Origin of the sequence: Haloarcula sp. 1CSR25-25 (assembly GCF_032027985.1) — an archaeon.
In the GTDB taxonomy this organism is placed as follows: domain Archaea; phylum Halobacteriota; class Halobacteria; order Halobacteriales; family Haloarculaceae; genus Haloarcula.
Genome location: NZ_JAHYBW010000006.1, coordinates 102,222 through 128,532, shown reverse-complemented (window position 1 = coordinate 128,532; position 26,311 = coordinate 102,222). Strand labels below are relative to the sequence as shown.

At 59.0% G+C, this 26,311-nt stretch carries 18 protein-coding genes; 5 read left to right on the top strand and 13 right to left on the bottom strand.

Features of this window, described 5'->3' with window-relative positions; all coding sequences use genetic code 11:
- Positions 1-136: 136 nt before the first annotated feature.
- Positions 137-553, bottom strand: coding sequence for a hypothetical protein (locus KZ498_RS16980; RefSeq protein ID WP_312620317.1), 417 nt, complete (start codon positions 551-553; stop codon positions 137-139).
- Positions 554-763: 210 nt separating this feature from the next.
- On the bottom strand, positions 764-1,003 hold the full coding sequence (locus KZ498_RS16975) for a hypothetical protein (protein ID WP_312620590.1): 240 nt from the start codon (positions 1,001-1,003) through the stop codon (positions 764-766).
- Between the two features lie 1,032 nt (positions 1,004-2,035).
- Here KZ498_RS16975 and KZ498_RS16970 point away from each other — a divergent pair.
- Positions 2,036-2,314, top strand: a complete 279-nt coding sequence (locus KZ498_RS16970) for a DUF2892 domain-containing protein (protein ID WP_312620315.1) — start codon at positions 2,036-2,038, stop codon at positions 2,312-2,314.
- A 437-nt stretch (positions 2,315-2,751) separates the two neighbouring features.
- On the opposite strand, the gene KZ498_RS16965 is transcribed toward KZ498_RS16970, so the two are convergent.
- Both KZ498_RS16965 and KZ498_RS16960 read right to left on the bottom strand, forming a co-directional pair.
- Positions 2,752-2,901: a hypothetical protein gene (locus KZ498_RS16965; RefSeq protein WP_312620313.1), complete on the bottom strand. Its 150-nt coding sequence runs from the start codon at positions 2,899-2,901 to the stop codon at positions 2,752-2,754.
- 403 nt (positions 2,902-3,304) lie between these two features.
- On the bottom strand, positions 3,305-3,523 hold the full coding sequence (locus tag KZ498_RS16960) for a hypothetical protein (RefSeq protein WP_312620311.1): 219 nt from the start codon (positions 3,521-3,523) through the stop codon (positions 3,305-3,307).
- Between the two features lie 661 nt (positions 3,524-4,184).
- Between KZ498_RS16960 and KZ498_RS16955 the strand changes: the two genes are divergently transcribed.
- The 3 genes from KZ498_RS16955 (at position 4,185) to KZ498_RS16945 (ending at position 6,618) form a co-directional block, all read left to right on the top strand.
- On the top strand, positions 4,185-5,165 hold the full coding sequence (locus KZ498_RS16955) for a hypothetical protein (protein ID WP_312620310.1): 981 nt from the start codon (positions 4,185-4,187) through the stop codon (positions 5,163-5,165).
- Positions 5,166-5,312: 147 nt separating this feature from the next.
- Positions 5,313-5,816 carry a cupin domain-containing protein gene (locus tag KZ498_RS16950; protein WP_312620308.1) on the top strand — a complete coding sequence of 168 codons (504 nt, stop codon included), beginning with the start codon at positions 5,313-5,315 and terminating at the stop codon, positions 5,814-5,816.
- A 67-nt stretch (positions 5,817-5,883) separates the two neighbouring features.
- The gene (locus tag KZ498_RS16945; protein ID WP_312620307.1) at positions 5,884-6,618 is read left to right on the top strand and encodes an MBL fold metallo-hydrolase; all 735 of its coding nucleotides are present in this window, start codon (positions 5,884-5,886) and stop codon (positions 6,616-6,618) included.
- Between the two features lie 729 nt (positions 6,619-7,347).
- On the opposite strand, the gene KZ498_RS16940 is transcribed toward KZ498_RS16945, so the two are convergent.
- The 6 genes from KZ498_RS16940 to KZ498_RS16915 all read right to left on the bottom strand — a co-directional run bounded on the left by KZ498_RS16940 (position 7,348) and on the right by KZ498_RS16915 (position 19,482).
- Positions 7,348-13,026, bottom strand: coding sequence for an FtsK/SpoIIIE domain-containing protein (locus tag KZ498_RS16940; protein ID WP_312620306.1), 5,679 nt, complete (start codon positions 13,024-13,026; stop codon positions 7,348-7,350).
- A complete protein-coding gene (gene dptG, locus KZ498_RS16935; protein WP_312620305.1) occupies positions 13,010-14,413 on the bottom strand; it encodes a DNA phosphorothioation-dependent restriction protein DptG in 1,404 nt (467 codons plus the stop codon). Before dptG ends, KZ498_RS16940 begins: the two co-directional genes overlap by 17 nt.
- Positions 14,410-16,182, bottom strand: coding sequence for a DNA phosphorothioation-dependent restriction protein DptF (dptF, locus tag KZ498_RS16930; protein WP_312620304.1), 1,773 nt, complete (start codon positions 16,180-16,182; stop codon positions 14,410-14,412). The genes dptG and dptF overlap by 4 nt, the downstream gene beginning before the upstream one ends.
- Before the next feature lie 723 nt (positions 16,183-16,905).
- The gene (locus tag KZ498_RS16925; protein ID WP_312620303.1) at positions 16,906-17,334 is read right to left on the bottom strand and encodes a type VII toxin-antitoxin system HepT family RNase toxin; all 429 of its coding nucleotides are present in this window, start codon (positions 17,332-17,334) and stop codon (positions 16,906-16,908) included.
- The gene (locus KZ498_RS16920) at positions 17,327-17,758 is read right to left on the bottom strand and encodes a nucleotidyltransferase domain-containing protein (RefSeq protein WP_312620302.1); all 432 of its coding nucleotides are present in this window, start codon (positions 17,756-17,758) and stop codon (positions 17,327-17,329) included. The genes KZ498_RS16925 and KZ498_RS16920 overlap by 8 nt, the downstream gene beginning before the upstream one ends.
- 326 nt (positions 17,759-18,084) lie before the next feature.
- Complete coding sequence (locus KZ498_RS16915; RefSeq protein ID WP_312620301.1) at positions 18,085-19,482, bottom strand: TIGR00366 family protein; 1,398 nt, start codon at positions 19,480-19,482, stop codon at positions 18,085-18,087.
- A gap of 80 nt (positions 19,483-19,562) precedes the next feature.
- Between KZ498_RS16915 and KZ498_RS16910 the strand changes: the two genes are divergently transcribed.
- Positions 19,563-20,558 (top strand): patatin-like phospholipase family protein, encoded by a 996-nt coding sequence (locus KZ498_RS16910; protein WP_312620300.1) that lies wholly within the window; start codon positions 19,563-19,565, stop codon positions 20,556-20,558.
- Positions 20,559-20,873: 315 nt separating this feature from the next.
- On the opposite strand, the gene KZ498_RS16905 is transcribed toward KZ498_RS16910, so the two are convergent.
- The 3 genes from KZ498_RS16905 to KZ498_RS16895 all read right to left on the bottom strand — a co-directional run bounded on the left by KZ498_RS16905 (position 20,874) and on the right by KZ498_RS16895 (position 26,031).
- Positions 20,874-21,740, bottom strand: coding sequence for an SDR family NAD(P)-dependent oxidoreductase (locus KZ498_RS16905; protein ID WP_312620584.1), 867 nt, complete (start codon positions 21,738-21,740; stop codon positions 20,874-20,876).
- Between the two features lie 621 nt (positions 21,741-22,361).
- Positions 22,362-24,425 carry a cation:proton antiporter gene (locus tag KZ498_RS16900; RefSeq protein ID WP_312620299.1) on the bottom strand — a complete coding sequence of 688 codons (2,064 nt, stop codon included), beginning with the start codon at positions 24,423-24,425 and terminating at the stop codon, positions 22,362-22,364.
- Positions 24,426-24,726: 301 nt separating this feature from the next.
- On the bottom strand, positions 24,727-26,031 hold the full coding sequence (locus KZ498_RS16895; protein ID WP_312620298.1) for a hemolysin family protein: 1,305 nt from the start codon (positions 26,029-26,031) through the stop codon (positions 24,727-24,729).
- Between the last annotated feature and the right edge of the window lie 280 nt (positions 26,032-26,311).

Sequence of the window (26,311 nt, the reverse complement as noted above, 5' to 3'; positions counted from 1 at the left end):
TGTAGCCAGCACAGCGGCTTCATCAGGTCCGGACACGTTCCTCTGGAGCACCTGCTCGGCGGTCGCGGGAACTGAACGAGAGCGCCCAGGCGAGCGCGATCGAACAACAGGTGAGTTCCCCGCTCTCATTTCAGTTTCAGACCACAACCCCCTCCTCGTCGATTTCGCCGTCTGATCTGACGGTCACGGTGACACTGGCGTGACCGTCGATCCGTTCGTCGTACACCTGTTCACCGTCTATAAACAGGGTGACGCCACACGCCGCGGCGTCCTCCTCGCGGACGATCCGGACTGATTCTCCCGACTGGATCGTTACCGCGTCGTCTCGACAGCTCGCCTCCAGTACGGCGGTCCCGGAAAAGCCCGAACTCACGTCTACTTCGATTATCTGCGTCCCCTCGCACATCGACGTGCAACCGGATTCAGTATATTCGGTGAGTGGCGTCTCCGTTTCCGACCCATCCTCCAGGTTACCCTGTGTACAGCCAACGAGAGACGCTGAAAGCGCCGTCATGGAAAGAGAAAGGACCTGTCTCCGGGAGGGCTGGCTCATATCGACTTGCTCCCGATGGTATCGGCATATGTCTTCTGTCGGTACTCTGGACAATACCGCTCGGTGATAGTAATGAGTCACCCCATCCTCGGAATTTCTCCGCGTTTACGCTGAGGCGGATGTCAAACACAGACGGTTCTCTCACATCGGAACTCGAGGCGCGGGACAGCAGGGAGACAGCGATACCACCCAACAAGAAGTCAGGTCCGATCAGGACAGCCACGCCGGGAACGACGCCGTCGAGCGTCCCGCCGAACCACGATACGTCTCGTAACTGATTCCCGGAATCCCTCGGGTGACCGCGCTGCCGGCGACGTTTCCGCACACCTCCGTGAACAACACGAGGAAGTAGTCCCACAGGCGGTTGCGGGCCTTCGGGTCCAGCCCGGTCGTCGGTTCGTCGAGGAAGACCAGCGGCGGCTCCTGGGCCGCCCTCCACGGGGGATGCAAGCGTTCGTCAGAGACTACGCAGACGAATTTCGAAGCGATTCCCAGCCAGACAAGACGACGACGTGAAACAATCCCGATAACGGATCCGTCGAAGCCCGCGGACCACCAGTTCCCGAGATGGCGTACGACAGACTCGACCGGTGAGAGTTGCTCGTGTCACCCACTGGAAAAGAACTAACTCCCGTTCGTTAGAAGCGCCTGCATGGACAGCCGACGGACCCTCTACGTCGCTGCGTTTGTTGGTGCGTCGTTATCGTACATTTTCAACGTTCTCGCGTTCACTGGCTCCTTCGATGTATTCCGTTGGTCAGTGTTCGCTGTCGTCTTTCTCGGGGTTACCTATGGGTTCGAGACATTCATCGGGTGGCAGACCGGATAGAAGGGGTATCAACTGGGCCGGGGTGTCATTCTGTGCCCCGGACACGCCCTGTATCACACACGGTCGTTCTGACGTGAGGGTGAGACGGGTCACCCGGGCTTCCCCACGTTCCCACACCGCGGACACTTCACCGTAGTCGAACTGATGATTCCACCACTATCTACCAAGCCTCGGTCTTTCAAACACTGATCGTGGATGTAGGATCCACAGTCGGAACACTTCTGACCATTGTTACCCGTGACTTTTCCCCCACAGAGTTCGCATTGGCCGCTTTCAGAACCAAACAGTCCCATTGTTATGACATCACACACTGGTGGAATACCCGGATTATTAAAGTAATAATCCGAATATTATAGGCTAGCCTGACATTTAACTATCGAAATTTCAGAATCGGAATAGCGCGCTCCGCGTCAGGGCTTGTTTTTCCGGGGAGTGTGTTAGCTCTGACCACGCATGGGCCCCTCACGTGAGACGCAGGAGTCTGGCCATCGGCCCGACGTCTGGTTCGCCAGCCTGTCGTTCGAGGAGGATTCGAGAGGCTGCCCACGTACGCTGTGGCGACACCCTCGAGGTAGCGCGCGTACTAGCTAGTTTTTGAGATATGCTTAATACGTCTCTGAACCTATATGTTCGTATAAGGAGCTGAACAAAGTATGCAAAAAAACGTAGGCGGATACGACAGGAGTGCACGGTTCGTTCTCGGACCGATACTGATCATCGTGGGCGCAGCGGCGTTCGTCGGAATTATCACGCTTTCGACGGGGACGCTCGGACTCGTCCTTGCAGGAGTAGCAGTCTTGGTCGGGGCAGTCCTGACAGTCACCGCCACAACTCAGAAGTGTCCGCTCAACGCCACCATCGGGCTGGACACGTACAACCATGACGCTACCAACCAATCGTCATCCGACAAGACAAGGCCCGAAATAAAATAATTCAGTTGATGCCTGCGTTTCGGCTATCGGTGGCTGATACGAGCCATATATTGAGCAGAGTCGCCGAAACCGACCACCGGCAGCGGGGTTCAGCAAGACCTGAGAAATAAATCTAGAGTTGTGTCGACTGCGGGCACGCCTGTCACGAATTCACGCTCTACACGTTACGCGACGCTCCACCAAAATCCGAGCAGGTCGTGCCGGAGCATGCACGAGACACAGCGCGAATCGGTCATCGACACGTTCACCGGGTAGTTCCCGGGCCAGATCCGAACTGGTCTCCGTTCGCAGTCCGTACTACCAGATGAAGCGTGGCTGTGACATTGGGCCACACGTCGGTGACAAGCTCGATCGAGCAGCGGACAGACTCTGAAACGATCGAACAGGGACGTTCCAGCGATACCGGACGATACGCAATCAGATCACACGCACAGTGCTTATTCGTCAGCTAGCTGGATCGCGCGGGTGATCACATACATCAGAACGATACTGCCGCCGATAGCGAGGATGAACTGCGTCAGGAGCGTAAACAATCGCTGAAAGACTCCGAGTCCGACAGCGAGCGCAAACGGACCGAGAGCGACCATGGCAACGAGTCCGATGAGTTTCGTCAACGGAATCGCCTCTCTAAGTAGTTGGGTTGTATCAACTGTTCCGGACGGGGAATCGATAAACGGCGGGGACGAAGCCATTCGGGTTCCGTTTTTTCTGCACTACAGATAATGACCCTGGTATAGTATCGTTGACGATATGCTGAACTCTCGTTCTGTATCCAGCAGAGCGGAACTGAGGGCGTCCTCGACACCAGTATCGATCGCCCCCCATCGCTCGTCACGGACAGGGTGCTACCGTGGACGAGTATCAAAACCCCCAGGACACGAGAAACGGGGAGATAGCCACGGACCCGGCGCCAGGACTGTGCACGAGGCCGCTGAGAGACCGGCAGACCTAGAGACTGGGACGTGTAGACTCTTCGATGGTACTCGTGGCTTACTCCTGGGGTTCGTGTCCGGCCGGGCTGCCGGCCTCGAGATGTTCGTTGAGCCACCCGAGGTCCGCGCCGTCTGTTGCGGGGCCGCCCTCAATGGACTTGATGAGTTCCTCCGAGGCCATCACTGTCGTGTAGAGGTCACAGACCAGTCTCTTCAGTACCTCCGGGTCGTCCGGAAGGTCCTCCGGGTGGAGTTCCGCTGGGAGTTCGTCGGTCATGTGCTGAGGCACGGATTGATAGGAGAAAAAGTTGGCGTCGACTGGGGAGCCGTTCGCTATGATACTGAGGACAGTCATCGCGTGTATTGAGCCCTATCCACGTGACGGACGCAGTCACCCGGTTGGGGGAATCTAGACACGGCGATGTGTGGTTTCGCTCTGGTCCCAGACGACCCCAGTCATATCGCGGACGCTCCATCCGAGCCAGATCTCACGGGCTCGGGATCTGTGATTGACAAAATCTACAGTTTACTGATCTCAGTTTAACTACCCCTGCCAGTGAGAATCTGGTCAGAATCGGCAGTAGTCCAGAGTGGTCACATGGCCAACGGAGAACCGTTCGACCTTCGAACGATAGCAGTCCTCAGTCTCTTCGTATGACGAATGACCTCGCCGCTGTCCGGTTGTCCGAACCGTCAAAATCCGCCACGGGCGCTGCGGGCGCTCGCTCGACTATCGAACGAATCGGCCTTTGGGACGTGAGGCGTCCGAATTCGGATGCTTGAGAAATAGAACTCTGACAATACACACAGATGAATAGAGGCTCTTTGTCGAGTTTTCCCCTTGAGAGATTGCCATAGAGTGGGTACGATAGCTCATCACCTCGGTTCGGGGGAACCGCCAAGTAGGTTTAATTGAATTGGGTGTGTTGTTTGTTACCATGAGTGAAACCAGATTGACACCGAATCTGGACTTGGACGGGATCACCCCGGACGAGGCGTTCGCGGTGTTGGGTAACGAAATCCGACTGGATATCATACGTGTGCTCTGGCAAGCAAACGCAGTCCGTCGGTTCGATGAGGTCTCCGATATCGCCGCGACGCTATCGTTCTCGGACCTTCGTCACCGAGTCGAAATTGATGACAACGGGCGATTCAACTACCACCTCTCCCAGCTCACCCCCCACTTCGTCCGGCACACCGACGACGGGTACCGGTTGAGCGGCGCTGGCAAACAGATCGCCAGAACGGTGATCGCAGTCTCGGACACCGACGACTTCGATTTCTCTGCCGATCTCGAACAGCGGTGCCCACTGTGCGATGCACCGATGACGGCCTCGTACGAGGACCAGTGGCTACGGGTCAGGTGCACCGAATGCGATGGGCAATTCGGCGACGAGACTCCTCACGGATCCGTTTTCCTCTCGAACTATCCCGCCGCAGCGATTGCCGAGCGAACCGCCGACGAGGCGCTCACCGTTGGCTTCTACCGCTGTATGCTGGACAACGCCTATTTCATGCACGGCATCTGTCGGGAATGCGCGGGCTCTATCTCGGCGTCGGTTTCGGTCTGTTCTGCACATCAACCACAGACAGAGAATCCATGCCCTGAGTGTGGAACTCATTCTCAGGTCTGGGCAACACAACGGTGCGAAACCTGTGGGTTCGCAAAGCGCCTGCCGGTCGAGGTGTTCACTATGGGTCTCACTCCCGTAATCGGATTCCTGGACGAGCATGGAATCGACGTCCTCGCCCCCTCTCTGGAGGAGATCGTCAATCTGCTTCAGCACCGCATCGAGACAGCCATCTCGAAAGATCCGTTCCGTGTGACTGTTGCTATCGAGGGGGAAAGCGGGACGATGGGCGTCTCGCTGGACGAGGAATTGAACGTGACGTCTCTCGATCGTCCTCGGCCGAACTGAGGTTCGGAAAGAGTTGATCAGTTCCCCAACTGGAAGCCGAACGCTGTTTTGCCGGGAGGAGGAGTGAACGAACTTTCACTAAGTTCGATTAGAGAAATATCATTCTCCCAATCATTTAGTGCACTTCCGTCGTATCCTAAACCGGTCATGTCAGAACACGACGCCACACCATCGGAGTCCGGTGCGAGACAGAGGGAAAGCTCGGAAGGAGCGGGCGAAACGGCACTCAAAAAGACCAGGCTTGACGACCTGGACCTCGTCGAAATAACTCAGTCAGACACGGACATGGAAGTCAACGCCAGTTTCCCGTTCTCCGCGGAGTTCCCAGCATCGACAGGGATAGACCTTGAGGGAGGCCATACCGTCGTTTACTTCGAACTTGAACCTGGAAAGGAGTTGGGAACTCACGAGGACAGCCCTGAGGAGATCATCGTCTGTCTCGTCGGCGAGAGAATCGAAGCCTGGGCCGGAGATTCAAACGGCGTCATCGAGGCCGGCGACATGGTGGTGATTCCGCCGATGGCCCCCCACGGCTTCCGGAACACTGGTGACGTTACGGCCCGGTGTCTGGGCTTCTTCTCGGATAGTACTGTCGTGGGCGAATTCGAGCAGGAGGTCGAACCGCTCGGAACCCGAGTCGTCAAAGCATAGAGCGATAAAATATCCCTCACTGACTGCTGGGAGAGAATCGTCACGAATACTTCGGAGGAAATCGAGTATGGCGACCGTCGAAACAGAACCCGGGATTGCTAACGGAATCCATCTGTGCGGCAGCAAACACGTCAACTGGTACCTCATCGAGGAAAGCGGGGCGCTCACCGTCGTTGATACGGGATTTCCAACCCACTGGCAGCAATTTCGTGAGCAGATCGACGTACTGGACTACAGTCTGTCCGACATCGACGCCTGTCTGCTGACACATGCACACCCCGACCACATCGGGTTCGCCGAACGATTGCGGACGGAAGGTGATGTTCCCCTGTGGCTGCATGAAAGTGGAGTCCAGCGCGCAAAAGCAGGTGGAAACCCACCCCTCGGCGGCTTCATCAAGAATCTCTGGCGACCCGCAGTTTTTCGATATTTCATCGAGGTGTTCCGGTCGGATGGCACCTCGATCAGGCCTCCGACGACGGTCGAAACATTCGATGCGGGGACTGAGCTCGACGTACCAGGGCACCCACAGGTGATTCACGTTCCCGGTCACACCGAAGACGAGGTAGTCTTGTATCTCCCCGACCGTAGGGTGCTGTTCTGTGGGGACGCCTTGGCCACTGTTGATTTCGAAACCTGGCAGGGAGACACACCGCAACTCATGCCTCCGTGGTTGAATGTCGACCACGGGCAAGCACAGGACTCCGTGCGCCATCTCGATTCCATCGGAGAGGTTTTGCTATTACCGGGCCACGGTGACCCGTGGACTGGCGACCTGAGTGAGGCTATACGAACAGAATAGATTCCTGTTTCACGACGTCATTCTCACTAACTTCGGGTGACAGAACGCTCCCTGAAGACGTAACTCCCTGGTCTAAACGGCCCGGCGATGTTCGGGACTCGAATCGAGCGGACGTTTTGAAATCTCACATCATGGTAGTCGTGCCGAGTATATGCATTTATGTCTCCGTGTTACCCGCTGAAAAGCAATCCCTCTGCCCGGTACAGTTCGGAGGATTGTCCCTCAGTCGGCGATTGCTTTCCTGAATTACCACTTGTTTGGTTGTATGCGAACCCCCGGTGGAACCATCTGTCGTTCGAACATCGAACGAAAGCAACGGCGCTAGTTCGATTGGCGATTATCCACCCGTTATCAGGCGATTCTACCGTCAAAAAGACGGGCGCTGAGGGCGCTCGTTCGAGTGGCGAACGGATTCCCTTGTTGGGCGTGAGGCGTCCGAATTCGAAGAGTTGAAGACTGAAAATATCGCCAGGGTTCAGACTATATTCTTGGCTCATCCTGAATATAGAGAACATAGTCAGCATCTCAGTTGAAGATGATATCTGCTTCAATAGTGAATAATCACTAACAAAAGGACTCTGCGTAGTTGGAAGTGTATGGTAAATAAGGCGAGCCATGTCGGTCTTACCCCGTGTCCAACCGAGTTCGGGATGGGTGTCGAGTTGTTAGTCGCTGATCGCCTCGAATTCTACAATAACTATGCGACTCTATCCAGCAAATTCAGCACAATTAGCTGTCATGATCAACTGCCCAGTCGATGATCGCCGACGCGTCAGGCAGAGTAATCCGATACCCCTGCAGGTGATATTCATCACCTGCCTGCGTCTTAGTGATCATGTCGCCGGCGCCCTCGAGGTCCTCAGCCCCGGGCTGATCGAGGATCACGCGTGAGTCCGTGTTCGAAGGCAGCCGGAAGCTGATGCGACAGGGGAAGTTGGCCTTGATCTTCCCGGAGACGATGTCGGCCGAGGGCCGCTGCGTCGCCAAGAGGATGATGAAGCCCAGCGCCCGGCCGACCTGTGCCAGCCGCGTCACGGCGTCCTCGAATGCGTCCTCGTCCTCGACGGACATCTTGAGGTCCGCATACTCGTCCACGACCACAACGTGGTAGGGCAGCGGATCCTCATCGAGCAGCTCGGCATTCTCGTTCAATTCGGCGACGGATGGGACACCTGCAGACCGAAGCACCTCCTTGCGCTTCGGGAGCCGCTCGTTGACGAGCTGCAGGAGTCGCTGGGCACAGGCATTCGGCGTGTCTTCGTACGTTTGGACGTGTGGCACCGAAGCGAACCGGCCGAAGTCGACGCCCTTCGGATCGAGGAGACTCAGGGACACCTCGTCGGGAGTGTGGGTCGCCACGAGGCTACAGATCACCGCACTCAAGAAGTTCGACTTCCCGGAGCCAGTCGCCCCGGCGATGAGTGCGTGGCGCTCGTCGGGCAGCGTCAGCGCGTGGTGCTGTCGTTCCGTGTCGACACCTAGGGGGATCGTCAACGGCTCGACCAACTCTTGGCCCAGCGCTTCGAACCCCTCGCGGAGATAGATGTCCTGGGGGTTGTCGTGGGGAATTTCGAGCCGGACAGCTCCTTTCGACGGGTTGGGCTTGCCGACGATGCTCCCATGGGCTTGGATGTGGACACTGAGCGAGTCGAGACTGCTCAAGACGCCCTCGATCTTCTGGCCCTCCTTGGGCAACACGTCGACACCGATCTTTCGGGGTCCAATCGAGATACTCGAGGGGTTCGGTGGGTGCACGTTGACCCCCAGCGACTCGAAGCCATCGTGGATGTTCGAAGCGAGTTTGCCCTTGTTGATGTCCGTGGTAGGCTCCGGGCTCTCGGCCAAGTTTCGCGTGACTGACGCAAGTCGTTCGCTGGTTCCGTCTGCCCCGGACTCGGGCGACGTGGCGTCGCCCGCTGACTCAGCCGCCTCGGCAGCATCCGAAGCCCCCTGATCGGCTTCGTCGTCGGGGGGGTCTGAAACCGTGGCAGTCTCTGTTCCAGACGCATCCGCCGCATCGCCATCGGAAGCTGTCTCTCCCCCGTTGGCTGTTCGCCTGGTCCTTCCGTCAAAACTGGCGTCTGCGGCCGCTGACTCATCAGCATCGGCCACCTCGGCTGAATCCGAGCCAGTTTCCACGTCGGATTGAGTGGCACTCGGGCCAGCCGTATCGGCGTCGTCTTCGTCAGCCACAGACGTATCGCCATTCTCGGCGAGATCGGTTCCAGGGTCCTCGACAGCCTCCACGTCATTGGTCGTTAGCTCAGCATCGTCACCGAGCGTCAGTTCGTCGCCCGTCCTTGCCTCAGGCTCGGTATCCGCAGTGGCCTCCGCCGGGCCAGCTGTCTCAGCCGTGCCAGTGGCCGTAGCGGTTCCGGTCACCGGCGGATCAGTCCGATCAGCGCCTGTCGATTCGATGTCGTCCAATTCGAAGGACAGCTCCTCCAGGTCGAGGTCGGGCAGGATGTCCTCGATGTCCGTCTCGTCGAGCAGCCGAAGCGTCTTGATGGGGGTCTCGATGGAGCGGACACCGTCCTTGGACTTGATCTTGGAGTAGGGCGCGTCCTCCCTGACCCGGATCACCTCGCCGATGTGGCCCTTGGAATCCTCGAGGAAGTGGACCGAGAAATCTCCCTCCAGGAACGAACGACGGCGGGTCTCGATTGTCTCGAGCGTCTCGGATTCAATCACGTTGTAGCTGGCCATCCTGCGGGCGACGTCGAGGACGACCTTCCCGAACTCGCCGTGCAGGATCGCATCATCGGCGTGCTGGTCGTCGGGCTGGAAGATGTCCGTCAGATTGTCGAGTGCCCCCTGAATCTGCTCACGACCAGTCGAGATGTGGGACCCGCCGCCCTTCGTCTCGACCAGCCAGAGCTTCAGCGTAGTCCGCTCTGGATCACGTGGAATGCCGACGAAACAGAGATCGTCGCTGGCCTTGCCCGTGCCGTCGTACTGGAGGAGTCCCTCGTCGGACCCCTTGTACGACCGGTCATGCCTGGAGAGTTCGTTCAGACTGAGCGGGACCCAGATGTGGTCAGGGGCCGATCTGTCCAGCAGGCGCTGACTCAGCGCTAAGCCACCGACAAACCCGATGGTCTCGACGACCTCGGTCTCTTCTGCCTGCTGGAGGTCAAGCGCTAGTTCCCCATCTATCGCGACCAGCAGCGAGAGCACCATCTCTGGGTCCAGCAGGTTCCCCAGGTTCGCATCGTCCAGCGCCCGTGTGAGGGCTGTGAGATACGGCGTGCGCTTGTTCGTCGATGTGATGACGTCGTAGTCGGGTGACGAGGAGTCATACTGGTCGCTGTAGTGGATCATCACCCGGCCGTCGGCCGACTGAAGTTCTGCATCCGAGCGGACGTAGAAGTCGATGCCGACGTTCGGCTGGACGTGGACGACCCACAGGGAATCGTCCCAGAGACCCGTGAGATCGGTCCCCTGTTTCGACTCGATGTTCTTCTTCACCGTCTGGTGGGGGTGGTAGGAGTTGTTCCACTTGCCGGCCTCTAGGGCGTTCGTCCGTTTGGCGACGTCGTAGATCAGCCCCGTCTCCGAGTCGTCACAGCTGAAGCCGACAGTGTAGACCGTCTCCTCTCCAGTCGATTCGACGTCGATCGATTCCCGGGGGAACAGCGCCCCGTTGAACATCCCCGAGGGAAGCTCACCGATGTCGATGACGCCTGGGTTCTCGTCAAGCAGTCCCCGGAAGAACGTCAGGTGAGCCTCGTGCTGGTTGCCCGCGCTGTATTCACCAGCGCGCACGTAGGTCACGTGTGAGCGCAGCCGGTCCACGAGCTCGTCATTCTTTTTTTCCAGGTTCTGCCGGAGCCGCGATTCGGCGCTCTCCGTGAAGAACCGCTCTAGGGCCTCCCCCTCGGAGTCGTCCCCATAGATGCGAAGGAGGATCCGCGGTGGATGTACGTCCGTCTTCTCGATCTTCCTGTAGAACTCGTAGAGACCCTTGACGACCGGCCGAAGATCGCCCATATTGATCAAATTGAGTTCGATGTTCCGGCCAGGGTGAAGTTCGAAAAGCGTCGGGAACGCCTGAACGAACGTGTACAGCTTGTCACGGACGACCCGTTCCATGTAACGCGGTGTTATCGACCCGGGCGACTCGATCGGTGAGTAGACCGTCCACAGCGGGTTGTCGGCGTAGGGCATCCCCCGCAGGAGACTCTCCTTCGAACGATCGATCGTCCGGTATGGGTGCAGCCCGTTGGCGTTGAACTTCGAAATGAACTGCTCGCGTCGGAAGCCCGCGTTCGTTCCACCGGGGAGCAGTTCCGAGTCCCGCCAAGTTGCGATCCGCAGGCCGTAGGCGAGCAGGAGCGGATGGAACGGCGTCAGCCACACTTTATCGGTCGTCTCCGACTTGATGGTGCAGACATCCCGCAGGGGCTCGTACGGCCCGAACACCTTCTGTGAGTCGATGGCGTCGATGGCCTCGACGTACGCATTGACGACAGCCTCGACGCGTGTCTTCGTCGGGTCGTCCCACGAGTCGGTCGACGGCGTTCGGCCGCGGTCCTCGAGGTGGTTAAAGAGGTCGTCGTATGCTTGCTGCAGCGTGTCAGGGATCTTCAAATCGTCGCCAGTCGGGTCGCCGAAGTCGACCTCGTCACCCTCGATCAGGCGTGGCAGCAACGTGCGATCGTCGATTATCTGCTCCTCGATCTGGATGAGTTCGAGCGCCTCATCTTCCAGTCGGATGCCGTTGTCTGCCGCCGTGTAGATCTCACCCCGATCGGTGTCGATGTCCATCGTATCCGGGAGTGTGAGATCTTTGGCTGCCCAGCGGTCGGGCTCAACGATCGCTGCGAGCATCAGCGGGAACGTAACCTCCTCGGGGTCCGCCGTCGAGACTTCGGTCAGGAAGTCGATCTGGATCGGCACGCCCTCCAGCGGTGCGATCTGACACGTCACCCGCTCGACCACATCCGGGGGGTTCGGGTCGATCGTTAGCGGTGAATCGTACGTGATTGTATTGTCTTCACGGAGATCGACCTCTTTGGGTTCCGATTTGAACCGGAGGTCTTCCAGAGCCTGAAGTGAGATCTTGTCATCGCCATTCGAGATGAACGCCTCGGACTCCATGTCTACATCGAGCGAGACGCTCTGAGTGGCCGTGAAGAACCAGTCCGGAACGACGGCGAGTTTGAAGACGTGAGTTGGCTTCCCGCGTGTTGTCTTTTTGCCGACCCAGAACAGCAGCTCGCCGAACCAGGGACGGTCGTCGGGCAGATCCTCGATCGTCGCAGTGACGATCTCGTTGCGTTTGGACACCCGACCGACCTCGTCGCCATCTGGTCCCCGAAACTCACGCGGCGTGTCCTTGATGTCGTTGACGAACTTCGCGCTGAGTCGCACTTCACCGTCATCGGTTCTGGCGATGATGGACCGCTCGATCCAGTCCGTGTCGATCGGCTCGTACAGGCGATGATCGGTCGCATCGACGGACAGTGAGTCGAAGCGAATCACGCCACCCTTCTTCGTGCCCTTGCGTGCCTCGGAGTGGCCGATCTCGGACCAGTCGTGTGAGTCGAGCACCTGATCGGCGAACGACTGCTTGTACTCGGAGGAGAGCCGACTTTCCGTGTCCGTTCCGGCTCTGTGGGCCCGTTGCAGTTGCTTGGCGTGGTCCCGGTTGTCCTCAAGGGACTCCTCGATCATCTCTTGTAGCGTTTCCTCGTCCTGCTGCTGATCGAACCAGTCCTCGCCAAGTGCCTGGTCTTCACGTATGAACTGCGGCAGTTCCCCGATCAGGTCCTGGAGCGCTGGTGCGTCCTTCCCGTCTACCTTCGCCCGAATCTCACAGAGCGTCTCGAGGACTTCAACGTCTTCTGTGTAGCCGGCCTCCTCACGCAACGAGGTGAGCAGGCCACGCAGCAGCGCCCGCCCCTGCGGACTGTCACACGTCGACGGATCGAGGACACTGTCGCGGAACGATTTCAGGTTGATCGGGGCGTCGTCACCGAACAGCTCCTCGGACGCCTCCAGCGTGTCCAGACTGGTGTCGGACTCCAGCACCATAATCATCGAGCGGGGCGTACCTGTCTCGACGGAGGCCGAGATTTCGTTTCGCATCCGCGTCGCGAACCCCTGAGTGACACGATGTGGGGCTGCCGTTGAGCGATCGTCGATCTCTGGGACCACTCGGATGATGTCCACCGGAACGCCATCGGCCGTTTTGTAGGTCGGCAAGGCATCCAAGTCACCGGAATCGGGATCGGCGACGGTGCCCTCGCGTTCACCAGTGAGTGTGTCGACCAGCCCAGCAGCGTAGGCATCCGCAAGTTCACCGCTGTGGAACTCGGCGAGCAGAATCTGGCCACCCCGCGGTGGGTTTGCCTCCAGATACTGCTTAGTGTGGTTCGCGAGTTCCTGCTCAAAGAGACCGGACATAGACAGCACCTCCACTGTCGCTCTGGCGGTCGATCATTCCCATCTCATCCAGCTCCTCGAGGGCTCTGTTGTCGCTCTGGGAGTCGAGATAGATCCCACGGCGCTCGAGATAGCTCACGAACTCGTCGTAATGTGTGTCGTCTTCATCCATGGCGAATAATCTGGCAAAGAACCGCAAGGCACCACGATTCAGTCGGAACGTCGGACCGACCTTCCGCTGTGTCCGCCAATACTTGCGCTCACCGCCGTCACCGAGCTGGCGAACGACGTTGACGCCCATCGATATTGGGGTCTGATTCGACTTCTTCTTCCCCTCGTAGTAGCTCCGGACCGTCCGTGTCATGGCCTGCGCTGCCTCGGGAAGCGTGTCGATCCGTTCGGGGTCGTCCACGTACCCCCGCAGCTTCTCGATGCACTTCTGGCGAGTCTCGTCTGGAAGCCCCATTGCCTCCGAAAGTGTGAGTGCCGCCAAATCGTGCTCCGTCTGCTCGTCGACCACATCGGCGATCACGTTCAGCACGGAGAGGCGTCCCCAGGAGTCGTAGACGTGACCCTGGATGCCTCGCTGATCCCGATCGTACCACTCCTGGGAGAACTGCCGGTCTTTCGACGCCTTCTCGTCCCACATTCCGAAGTAAACGGGAAGAGTGTCGGGCGTGTACTCCTGTGCATCGCCAGCCAGCGCCGAGAATTCCCGCTCCAGATTCAGCGCAAGCTGGACGTAGTACATCATGAAGTGGAAACAAAACAGGTCCTTCGTCGACCCCAGCCAGTTCGATGGTGAGTCGTACTCGTCCTGCAGCCACCGGCGGAGATCGTCCTGAAACGCCTCTGCACAGTCGTTGACGTATGGCCGCAATGGCTCGGTTGCTGGTTCTCCGATGTCATCAGTCTCGATCTTCGCGGCGACGTCGACGAACACCTCCTCGAAGAGGTTCGAGGGCTCGAGCCCTTCCAGACGGGAGACAAAGTTCTCATGGAGGTCCCTATTAAAACTTGGCGGGTCCCCAGCCGTCATCAGCATCCGATACCACTGGCCCCAGTTCCGGGTCTCGTGGGGCTGAATGTGCTCCGCGATCGTCGGATGGAACGGGATGACGTAGCGCTTTGCCTTCTTCCCGCGAGCACCGCGTGCGCCGGTGGTCGTGTACGTCGCCTCGAAGACATCCCAGGCCTGGTCTGCGACCTCATCGCTGACCGCATCGTGGGCCTCGAAGGTCGCCTGAATCTCGCCCATCTCGTTGGTCGTCGGTGAGGACCCGAGGACGCCAGCGAGTATCTCGGAGAAGATCGCCTCACGGAGTGTCGCAGCTGGAGAGGTCGGGAAGAAGCCATCGTCGATGACCCGACTGATGCGCCGGCCCAGGCTCTTCTCGGCGTCGCTCATCGGTGATCACCCGAGACGATTTCGATGTCATCGAACCCGGCCTCCCGAACCCGGAACAGCTCCTCATCTAGCTTGTTGACCACGCGGACGAGTTCGTGCTTGTTCGTGAACTCCGAAAGGCGAGACTGAATCAGGCGCATCCCCTCCGACCGCTCCATGTCCAGCGCGTTCGGGTTGTACCCCATCCGGATCTGGCCCATCAGTTGATAGAGCTCAAACGTCACCGGCACCGGGACGGTGACATCGGTCCCTTCCGGTTCGAGGACGATCCACATCTGGCCGGGGGTTGTCTCTTCGGTAGTCTGTCGGACGGACTCGTCTTGGTCTGGCGTGGGTTGGGTCCACTTCGAGAGGAACCGATAGTCCGTCGATTTCACACCATCGACAAACTCGATGTAGTCGCTCTCGTTGATCGACCCGCTCCACCCCTGGAGAGAGGTTATCACGGTGTCGAGAACCTCCTTCGAGTGACTCGAGGAGACGCTCGTCTCACTTTCGTCAGCGTCACTTTGGTTCAGATAAGTCAGGGCCCCGATGAACTCCCGGAACGTATCGGTCTCGAGTTTCGTCTGGATGCTGCCGCTCACGACCGACTCGTCAAGGAGGTAGGCACGGCGTAATGCTGTCCGAATCTTCGTCGCCACATCGGCAGTCTCTAGGAGCGGTGTCTCGCCGAGCAACTCCCCGAGCCGATCTCGATCCGCTCCCCACCCTAGGAGTTCCTGATCGAGACTAACACTTGAGTGCGCTGCGGGATCGATGTGCCCAGCGCTCTCCGCACTGCTGGAACTGAGGGTATCAAACACGCTGTTCCACAGCAGCACCTCCGGTGAGAACTTCCTTGAGTCGACAGCCGCCCCGACTGGGCAGTCACCGGCCTCATCGACTCGCTGTAGTGACGGTGGCAGGATCATCGAGGAGATCTTGTCTAGGATGGACCGCGGGTTCAGATACGCGGTCTCGATGATCCCACTGGCGGCGACCAGTCTGGTGACTTGCTCTCTGACGATGGGCTTCGCAAACTGTGCCGCGTTGAAGTGCAGCGGGCAGTCCTCGGGGTTGGGACAGCGATCTTGCTCTCGTCGGAATGCATCGTGGAACGGGCTCTGCGGGTCCTCAAACGCGAATTTATCGACGATATTCTTCAGGAGACCCTCGCCAAGGTGGCCGGGGGCTGTCTCGTACAGCTTTCGGTGCCCGAGATTTAGGACCTCGATGTTTGCCTCCGGATTTGTGTACCCACGCTCGGTCCGGACCTGATCGATCCCGGCCCAGATCTCCGGAAACTCCTCGGCATGCCCCTGCCGATCGAAGAAATCGATTGCCAGGCCGAGGTTGATGGCGATCCCGGACCGGGAGCCACGCCTCGACGCACGCCGCTTCTCGGAACGGTCGAGAAACCGCTTCAGGGCCGCGTCGTACGTCTCGTGCTTCGAATCGGACGCCGTCGCGTCCATGCAGATGTCCGACTCGTCGAGCGGATGGCCCTCTGCCTGGGCCTGTTTGAACGCTCTGGAGAGCAGCGCGCTCTTGCCATCACCGGCGCTGCCAGTGATGACCAGCAGACGCCCGTCCTCAGCGTACTCGTCCACGAAGAAGTCGGTGAGCGTTTCGTCTTCGCGCGTTGGCACGTAGAGATCCTGTCTGAGCTCGTTCCGGTCGATGTGCCCACCGACGATGGCGCCCGCCTCCCCCATCTGACAGGAGCGGAGTAAGTCGAAAAGTGTCCTATCCGCCGTCGATGTCGCACGAGCAACTGACTGGCTCATGTTTCACCACGTATCTGTTGAAGCCGCTGCATCAATGATCTCCAGCTTTTGATCGATTTAATATGATCTTTTCGCCCTGAATTTCAACCCTGATATCTTGACGGACACCGGTCGTGGAATTTCACCGAGCAAAGCACAGCAGCGTGCCAGGTGGCAGCTTTCCTCCAATCTTCGCAGTGAGAACACCCAAACGGAGGATTCATTCTATAAGATAGTCATTATTTCTGTTGTTATAATCAGATCCTATAGAACAATTATCATCATCTACTATGTAATAACATACTAAGTGACTATATAACGAAAAGAGCTGCTTAATATATCTTCTATATTTAGCACCGGCCACTTGACAGCGTTCGAGGAGATTCCAGAATGGCGTGAGTTTTCCGACACAGCAGTAGCGACGCTGCAATTGGCGATTGACTTGATCGGTGGAGACCTGTGTAGATGTACGCGAATCACCAGATGACACCGCTCCGATTCGGAACCGTTCAACTGTCGAACAAAAGGAACTGAGAGAGCAAATCGGATCTGGTGCTTAGAAGACCTGTATGCAGTAAAATAAACAGAATTAGCCGATACGAGCGCTGAGTGCGCTCGTTCGAGTGGCGACGGATTCCCTTGTTGGGCGTGAGACGCCAGCATTCGACAGTTTGAACGTTGGAAGATTTGTCGGCACTTCGACTACTTTGGAGCTATAAGTTGTTTCAATTTCCAAACGCGCACTCAGACATTTTTTCGGAACCACTGCGCAATCTGCCGACTGTACGCATCGTACACCCGGAGTCCAGTTTGGAGGGTTTCGTAGACTTCGCCGGGATCGACGTGCCCGTATTCATGTGCGAGGACATTTCTGAAACCAATTGCAGCGACGAGTGTCGTCATCGTCTTCTCGTCGATGACACCCTCCTGATACAGAACACGAATCGCCTCTTTGGAACTACTGCCACTGAACCCAAAGTTATCCGTAGCGATGTGGTCAGCGAGGTCGGAACACGCCTGGATTGTGTTTTCGAACATTCGTTCGACAGCGCGTTGTTCCGTTGTACTCTCCAGAAATTCGTCGCGAGACAAGATCTCCTGTTTCTCCCGCAGTTCGCCGTGGTACTGCTCTATCTGTTCAAGCTTGACCGAGACGACCCGTTCGTCAGCCACGCAGACCGTCCTCCGCGATACGATCGATGACGTCTCGCTGCTGGCGGCGAATTTCCTCCCGGTGTTCGCTGAACCCTGCCTCGATTTCTGTCTTAAATTGCTCGAACGCTTCCCTGTCGCCACAAATGAACTCTCCGTTGACTACGTCGTGGGCCACGTCGAGCGGGAGCGCCTCGATGTCGGCGACATCGACGAACGGCGCGTCATCCCGCTGAAGATCTCCCGAAAGGAAACACCACTTCTCAAACCGTTCGTGGTCGGTGAGGTCGTCGACGAATTTGACCGCGAGGTCCAGATCAGACGATGCCGTCGATTGTCCGGAGACCTGTGAGCCGAACGCAACCACGTACTCTAAATCGGAGTCCGAGCAGACTGACGCAGCGAGGTCTTCGAGAACGTCGGAGCCCTCGCCGTCAGTCATCATACGTGAAAAGACGACGGTTCGCCACAAAAGAATTCCGCCGGTATCTAAGGGGTTCTTGAGTGCCCCATTCGGTACACGAACGAAAGCGACAACAGTTCGTTCATCAACAGATTCAACCCGTCGCTATCTGTCGATTTGAACCGTCAAAATCCGCCACGGGCGCTGCGGGCGCTCGCTCGTCTGTCGAACGAATTCCCTTGTTGGGCGTGAGGCGTCCGAATTCGGGGGTTTGAATACTGGTCATATATCAGTTCCCGGACTATCTTTTGCCATATGCTGAATACAGGGAGCCTATCGGTCACATTTCGGTGGAACCCGGCTGCAGTTCAGAGCAAGACAAGGAACACAGTCAGCCAGCCACACACGATGACGAGCCCACCCAGCATCGCGACCGTGGTGTAGCCAATGATATCACGGGCACGAAGGTCGGCGATAGCGAGGAGTGGAATCGCCCAGAACGGCTGGATCATGTTCGTCAACTGGTCGCCCAGCATCTCGATGATGACGGCCTGCTCGGGGCCGTATCCGAAGCCAGTCGTGATGTCCAGCATAATCGGTCCCATCGCGACCCATTGGCCGCCACCCGACGGGATGAAGACATTGACGACCCCCGCCACGAAGACGCCGATGACGGGCCAGGTGGCCGGTGTGGCGAACGCGCCGAAGAACTCAACAATCACCGTCGCCAGGCCGGTCCCTGTCAGTAGGCCGGCGATGCCGGCGTAGAACGGAAACTGGAAGATGATTCCGGAGATATTGGTGACGCTGTCTTTCATCTGAGCGACGATGGCTGATGGGCGTACCCACAGGAGAATCGCACCCAGAAGAAAGAGTGCGTTGATACTGTTGAGCGTCAGATTCGAGATTCCACCGGCTCTGAGGAACCACGCATTAACGACGAAGAACGCGGGGAAGACGGCGATAGCCAGCCCAATCACCCGCGAGTCGTTGAGCCGGTCCGCGACGGAGCGAGCTGGGGTGCCGCCATCGGTCGTCGGGTCGGCCATCGCTTCGGCGACCACCCGGTCGATGTCCCGGTAGGTCGCCCGAGGGAGTTCCCGAATCCCATCTTCGGGATGGAGCAACCCCATGATGACCGGGACGACCAGGAGGAGCGAGCCCGTGGTCACGATATTCGTTCGGCTGCCGATCGTCTGCGCAAGCGGGATGCCGCCTCTGACGTAGTCGGGGAAGGTCCCCGGGATGAGCTGTGGATCGGCCATCAACAGCCCCACCGACGATGACAGCCCGCCGTGGAACACCATGAGACTGGTGTAGCCCGCCGCCGCCAGCAGTGGGTAGTGGACGGTGATTCCCTTCTCTTGACACTCGTAAGCGACGCGTTTGGCCATGATGGCGCCGACGATGAGGCCAATGGCCCACGAGACGACGGCAGCGGCCATCGCCACGAACGACGTGAACCAGACAGCCGTGAACCGTGAGTTTGGCAGTCGCGCCAGCCGCTCAAGGCCGCGCGTGAACGTCGGGGACTTCGCGATGGCATCGCCGGTCATCAGCAGGACCGAGATTGCGGCCATGAACGGAAGGAGACTCCAGACGCCACCAGTCCAGGCGGTCAGGGTCGCCCGCGGACCGGCCCCGGTCGCCATCGCGGCGGCGCCGGCGACGAACGTGAGGACGATGGCGATGACGTAGGGGTCGGGGATGTATTCCTCGGAGAGGTCCGAACATCGCTCGCCGAACTGACGGAGCAGGCTGAGCACACCGGCGAGACATCGACCGCGGTGAAAAATCGACCGGTCGGTAAACAAGTACATACGCCCGGCTCTGAAATGTGGTGTAGATGAGTGACGACCCAACGAAGGTCGCGATCGCCTGCCAGGGTGGCGGTAGCCACACGGCGTTCACTGCCGGGGCGTTACAACGGCTCCTGCCGGAGATCTGCAAGGCGGGCTACGATATCGTGGGGTTCTCCGGGACCTCCGGCGGTGCTGTCTGTGCGCTACTGGGCTGGTATGGCACCGTCAGCCCTGACCACGCCCCCAGCGCGCTACTTGGGGAGTTTTGGAACGACCTGAAAGCCCACCAGCCGGCCGAGCGGTACCTGAACGACCTCGCGGTCGGGACCGCCGAGTTGCGGACCATGGGCGTTCCCTTCCCGCAGTTCAGCCCAGGACAGACACCCGCCGGCATCATCGGACAGCGACAGTTCCGGCGTCTCCTCGAGGACCACGTCGACTTCGAGCACGCACGCGAGTTGAGTACGGTCCTCCGTGAGCGCGAGCGGCGCGAGGGCCTCATCCATCCGGCCCTGCTCATCAGCGCTATCGACGTCCTGAACGGGGAGTTTCGCGTGTTCCGTGGACGGGAGATGTGTGCCGAGGCGATCCTCGCCAGCGCGGCCGAACCCGGCCTGTTTGGCGCCATCGAAATTGACGGCCGGCAGTACTGGGATGGCCTGTTCTCGAAGAACCCGCCAGTACGGGACTTCTCGACGACTGACGATATCCCCGACCCGGACGAGGTCTGGGTCATCCAGATTAATCCGTCCGAGCGGTCGAAGGTGCCACGATCACTCCACGATATCGAGGACCGTCGAAACGAACTCAGCGGCAACACCTCCCTCGAACAGGAGGTGGCGTTCATCAAGCAGGTCAACGAGTGGGTCGACGCCGGCTACCTGCCCGACCGGTACACACATACGGACATCGAGCGGGTCCAGTTCGACGAGGAGCTCCGCTGGTCGACGAAACTCGACCGGTCGCCCGCGTTCATCGAGGCGCTGTTCCGGACCGGTCGCGAACGGGCTGACCGGTTCCTGACAGAGCGCCGCGAGTAAGCGAGCGGAGGCTGCGCTAGTGTCACGGGCCCTACTGTCGGCCGCTGTTCTGTGACTCGCTTCCAGGGTTGGGCTCTGGGGTCAACACAGCCCGGAAGCCACGACGCCGGAGTTCGACCGTGCCGACTACGGCGACGAGCAACGCGCCGACAGCGAGGCTCCGTTTCCGTGCCGGTCGGGGGTGCCCGGTGCTACGTCTGTGACACTGCGTCGTCTACACCGCGGTCTGCGTTCGCCTTCGACAGTGGCTCGAAACCGACTGGCATAACTGCTCCACCACGGCTAACCGTATCAATTCCTGCTCCACTGTCCCGTTCAGTAGGTCAGGCTCATGCCGCCCTCGTGAGTCATGTCTCCCCCGTTGAGGTGGCTGCTGTGGTGTGAGCATCCCATTACGAAGAGATTCGCCACCTCGTAGGGTTCCATCATCTCTTTGACGCGGGTACGCTCGAGCATCACTTTCTCGACGACCTCGTCGACGGTCATGTTCCGCCGGTCGGCCGTGTCGGGCAACTGCTTGGCGACCAGTGCGGTCTTGACGTAGGCGGTACTGACAGTAAAGGCACGGACTTTTCCCTCGCCTTCGGCGGCGATGGACTGGGTGAGCCCCCGGAGGCCGAACTTGGTCGTGTTGTAGGCGACCTTGTCTTTCGTGACGATGTGGCCGTGGACCGAGCACATGTTCCCGACGACGCCGCAGCCATCATCGTTTGCGCGGAAATGCGGAAGGCAGTGTTTCGTGAGCAGTAGCGGCGCCCGTTGCATCACGTCGTGCATCAGGTCGTACTTCTCGACCGGGAACGACTCGATCGGTGCGACGGTCTGGATGCCGGCGTTGTTAATCAGGTACCGGGGCGACCCGTGAAACGTCGCCGTGTCGACGATGCGTTCGAGGTCAGCGTCGTCGGTCAGGTTGGCAGTGACAGTGACAATATCCCCGGGGAGGTCGAGTTCCTCGGCCTCCGCCTTGACGGCCGCGAGGCCGGCCTCGTCTCTGTCGGTCGCGAGAACTGTGAGGCCGTTGGCCGCGAAGGCAAGTGACACCGCCCGGCCGATGCCCGCCCCGCCGCCGGTGACGATGGCGACATTGTCGGCTACGTAATTCGGGTCATCGATCGTCAGAAGATTGTCACGGGTGATATCGCTGGGTCCGTATTTCGCCATCGCCTCCTCGACGGTCATGTCTGCCATGTAACGCCAGTCGTCGGTCTCGGTGTAATAACTACCGACGGCATGACGTCGCTGCACGCGAACTCTGCTTCGACGTCTGTACGGGACCACTGACAGGAATGCTCACCTCCACAGCACGAGCAGTCTTGCCGTTGTCGCTGTTCTGCTCACGGTGGCCGCAGTCCTTTCCCTCCGTCACGAACTCAGCGAGACCGAGAACACGCTCACTTCCCGACGCTCGAGCAACCAGGGAGTGAAATAAACCAGGAGGCCCGAGAGGCCCTTCGTCAATACCTCCATTGCCGTCCGAAGTAGGGTGAGTGAGACACTCTCTGTGTAGCAGCAGGTACTCTGCCAGGAGAGTGATTCTTCGGTTGTTTGTGGTGGACCCGACGGAGTGCGTCGGCGGTCGGGGTAGCACAATCCGGATGTACTTCTGGACGGTCGCAAGGGCACTCCACCCAATCAGTGCTTGTAGCGGTACAATGGTACGCCCCGCCAAGTTTTGTAAATCCTGGGTACTCCGTGCGGTCCACGCAGTACTGTTCGTCACTTGTCAAGGACTGTTGACATTTGTACTGACTCAATGGTCGGTGTTTTTTGATTCAGACTACCATTTACTTCGATACGGGATCACCCGATCCGCAAAAACCGTGCGGCGTATCCGGGGTCACCCTGCCGCGGTGTGACGACGACGAACGCCTCTGGCGGAGCGTCAACAATGTCTGCAGGGAGTCCGCGGAGTTCTGGTGTCCAGCCAAGACTTCCCTCTCGCGGTTTCAGAGGAACGACGAGGTCTGCCTGGCCCGCCGCCTGGAGGCGGTCGCGGAGACCGTCCCAGCCGTCTACGGTCGAGACAGTCACGGTCATTTCAGGGGCAACGTCCCCAATCAGTCGTTTGTAGGACTCGCGAGCGAGCAGACTGTCGACAGCGATTACCTCAAGCGGTGCACCGAGGTTCCGAGCGATGCGCTTGACGAGATAGACGCTCTCGGCGAACCCCTCGTGATGGCCAATTGCCGGGGGTAATACGAGGAGCACCCGTGACGTCGTGTTGATTGGCCGCCCGAGCCGCGAGACAAGCACTGGATCGGTCGTGCGGTCACGGACTTGGTCGATGATAGTACCGAACACATGCCCCTTGAGGGATATCTCCCCTCCCCAGCCCAGCAGCACGAGGTCGGCCCGGGTCTCGACGGCCGCGTGAGCGATGCCGGATGCGACACTGTGGTCGATTCGGGTTTCGGTTTTGACTGGAACCTCCGCTTCGCTGCCGGTTTCGGCCGCGCGGTCCAGTTCCCTCTCGGCCGCAGCCAGTTCCTCGTCGCTAGCGTCAGGGCTGAGCACTGTGAGGAGATGGACCGGCGTCAACGAGGGATCGTCTTTCAGCGCGAAGGCCAAGTCCAACAGGCGTCGCTGGAGTTCGGCAGCCTGGGTCAGTGGGAGGAGAATTCGCGGATCGTAGGGCTCGGGCGCACTCTGGGCTGCCTCCCCCTCGGTGGCAAGACGGCGCCCGTAGCGTTCGGTCACCCATGGGCTGACGATTGCGGAGACGAGGATCATCACGACGACAGCGTTGAGAACTTCGGCAGCGAACACACCCGCCTCAAACCCAAGCAGCGTGATTGCCAGCGCTGCAGCCGCCTGACCAACAGAGAGGCCGACAAGCACGCCGGTCGCGTTACGGCTGTAGCCCTTAATCGCGGCCACACCGACGGCGGCGACGACTTTCGTCGAGAGCATCACCCCGAGAATCACCGCCGCGATCCAGAGTGTCTCTGTGCCCGCAAGGAGGACCGCGGGATCAACGAGCATCCCCACATACAACAGGAAAAACGGGATGAACAGAGCGTTTCCGATGAATTCGATTCGGTTTATGAGCGTGCCACCTCGTATGATCTGCCGGTTGAGGGCGATTCCGGCGATGAAGGCCCCGAGGATGGGGGCCAGTCCCAGCCCCTCGGCGAGGCTTGCGGATCCAAAGATGACCACGGCGACGAAGAGGAACTCAAAGTAGCTCTCCTGGCTGGTGTTGCGAAAGAACCAGCGGGCAAGCAGGGGGATGACCAGCCAGAGGCCACCGAACAGGGCAACGAGCGTGACTGCAATCTGGCCGACCAGCCAGAGCGACAGGCCGTCCTGAATGACGCCTAGGGAGAGCGCCAGTACCACGAGCCCTGCCGTGTCAGTGAAGAGTATCCCACCGAAGACGGCCGTAACGGCGGGGTTTGTCGTCACGTCGAGTTTGTTAACGACGGGATAGGCAAGCAATGTGTGGGTGGCGAAAACCGCCGACAGTAACATCGCTGCCCAGAAGTCGAACCCGAGGACGACCATGCAGACGCCGGTCCCGACGACGAACGGCAAACCGAAACTGACCCCACCGAAGAGCGCAGCATCCTGTGGCGCCTGGAGGAAGCGACGTAAGTCGAGTTCCAGCCCGACGATGAACAACAAGTAGACGAGGCCTGCGTTCCCGAGCAGGACGACTGCGTCGCCGAGTGCCAAGATACCTACTCCGTTTGGACCGAGTGCCGTCCCAGCGAGGACGATTCCGACGATTCCCGGCAGGCCGACCCGCTCAATAAGAATCGGCGCAAGCAAAAACGAAACGAGCGCGAGTGCCAGCACGACGACCGGTTGGTCGAATGGGAGTACAGAATGAAGTTCTGATGCGCCGGAAAGGAATGCGCTCATCGAGTCGCGAGTGTGTCTATCAACTCAATCCCGTCAAATAAAAGCCTGTTCCAAGAATGGCCACCAGGAGTTTGCTTTGCTGAATCCAGCCTCTCTATGCAGCACGCCGCTTCTTACAGAATCCTGGTAGTTTCTCCCGCCCGTGTTGAATTCACAGCGCATATTTCGCATTACCAGGGAGTTCATATCGACCTCGTCGGTGCGATAGAGACAGCCGATGGGGTCGTCGAAAGGCATCACATTCACCGCGTACGATACAGTTGGCGTACTCAGAACTACGGTTCTCGGGGGTCGAAATCTGTCAGATATCGTCGGTGGCGGATTTGGAGTCTGTACTCAGCGAGCCATCAGGAGTCTCCGCATCCCCGCTCCAGTCAATGCGGACACGGCGGACGCGTCGCTGGTTCGTATCGAGCACCGTTACCACGATATCCCCAAGCTCTATCCGGTCGCCCTCTTCACCTAGTCTCCCGGCGTGGTGGTTGACGAGTCCGGCGACAGTTTCGAATGGTCCGTCCGTCTGAATCTCGATTCCGAGACGTTCGTTCACATAATCGACGGTCGCCCACCCGGTGACGACGGCAGTGTCGGCATCGACTACGCGTATTGGATCGGTGTCCTCGCTATCGAATATTTCGCCGACGACTTCCTCAATCACATCCTCGAACGTCGCGAGGCCCACAACAGTGCCGAATTCGTCAACGACGATAGCCATCTGGGAGCCTTCGATCTGCATCTCTGTGAGCAATTCGTCGACCGGCTTGGTTCCGGGGACGAATACGGGTGGCGTCATCGCATCGTCAAGCGTTCCTCCCTCGGAGCGGACCCGAAGGAGGTCACGCACGTCGACGACCCCGTGGATGTCGTCGCGGGTATCGCCGTACACTGGCATCCGTGCCACGTGCTCGCGCCAACTGGTTTCGATTGCATCATCGAGGGTCGCGTCGGTGGACACCGCAACCATCGCGGTTCGCGGGACCATTACCCCTCTGATTGTCGTCTCCTCTAGGTTGAGGACGCGGCGGATTATCGTCCCCTCGTCGCGGTCAAGGACGCCGCTGGTCTCGCCGCTCAGAACGATTGTCTCGATCTCCTCTCTCGTGAGATAGGCCTCAAAATTCGACTCGCCGCCTGTGACGCGGTTTATCGCCCCGGTCGTGACCTCGAAGACGAACAGGATTGGACGGAGTACCCTCTGGAGTGCGACGACTGGTCGGGCGACGCGCAGCGCGTGCTGCTCGGCGTTAGCGACGGCATAGGACTTGGGAGCGATCTCGCCGAACACGATAACAAAAAAGCTCGTAAATACCGTTGCCCCAGTCGCGGCCTGATTGGCAGGCAGGAATTCCACCAGAACAGCGGTAGCGACGCTTGCGGCCGCGATGTTCGCCACATTGTTGCTGACGAGCGCTGTGACGAGGAATCGATGGGGATTCGCTCGCAGTTTCGCTAGTGCCGCTGCACCAGGTGCATCGGCCGCGGCGAGTGCGTCGACACGGTGACGAGTGACTGAAAAGACTGCCAGCTCGCTGCTCGAGAAGAAGGCACTGATTGCCGTTAGCAGGCAGATCGCTACGATACCGAAAGCCACCAGCGTGAGAACCATACCCGCAATTTGCGTCGCAAGGTGGTAAATTCCGGTGACGATCGCTGAGGACTTCGGTTTTCGCTGCGCTGGATCAATGGCTTTGCACATCTTCAAGGAGAGCGACCGTATTTAGGAGACTCCACGACGGTATCCACACACGCTCAGCGATGGGTTGGGTCGATGTTGACACCAGAATAAACCGGACTGTGCTGTTGATTAGTTCGCTATATCTCGCACACCGCTTGTGATAGCTTCTGGAAACATTAAACTGGATGTGCAAGATACAAAGCGCGTATCG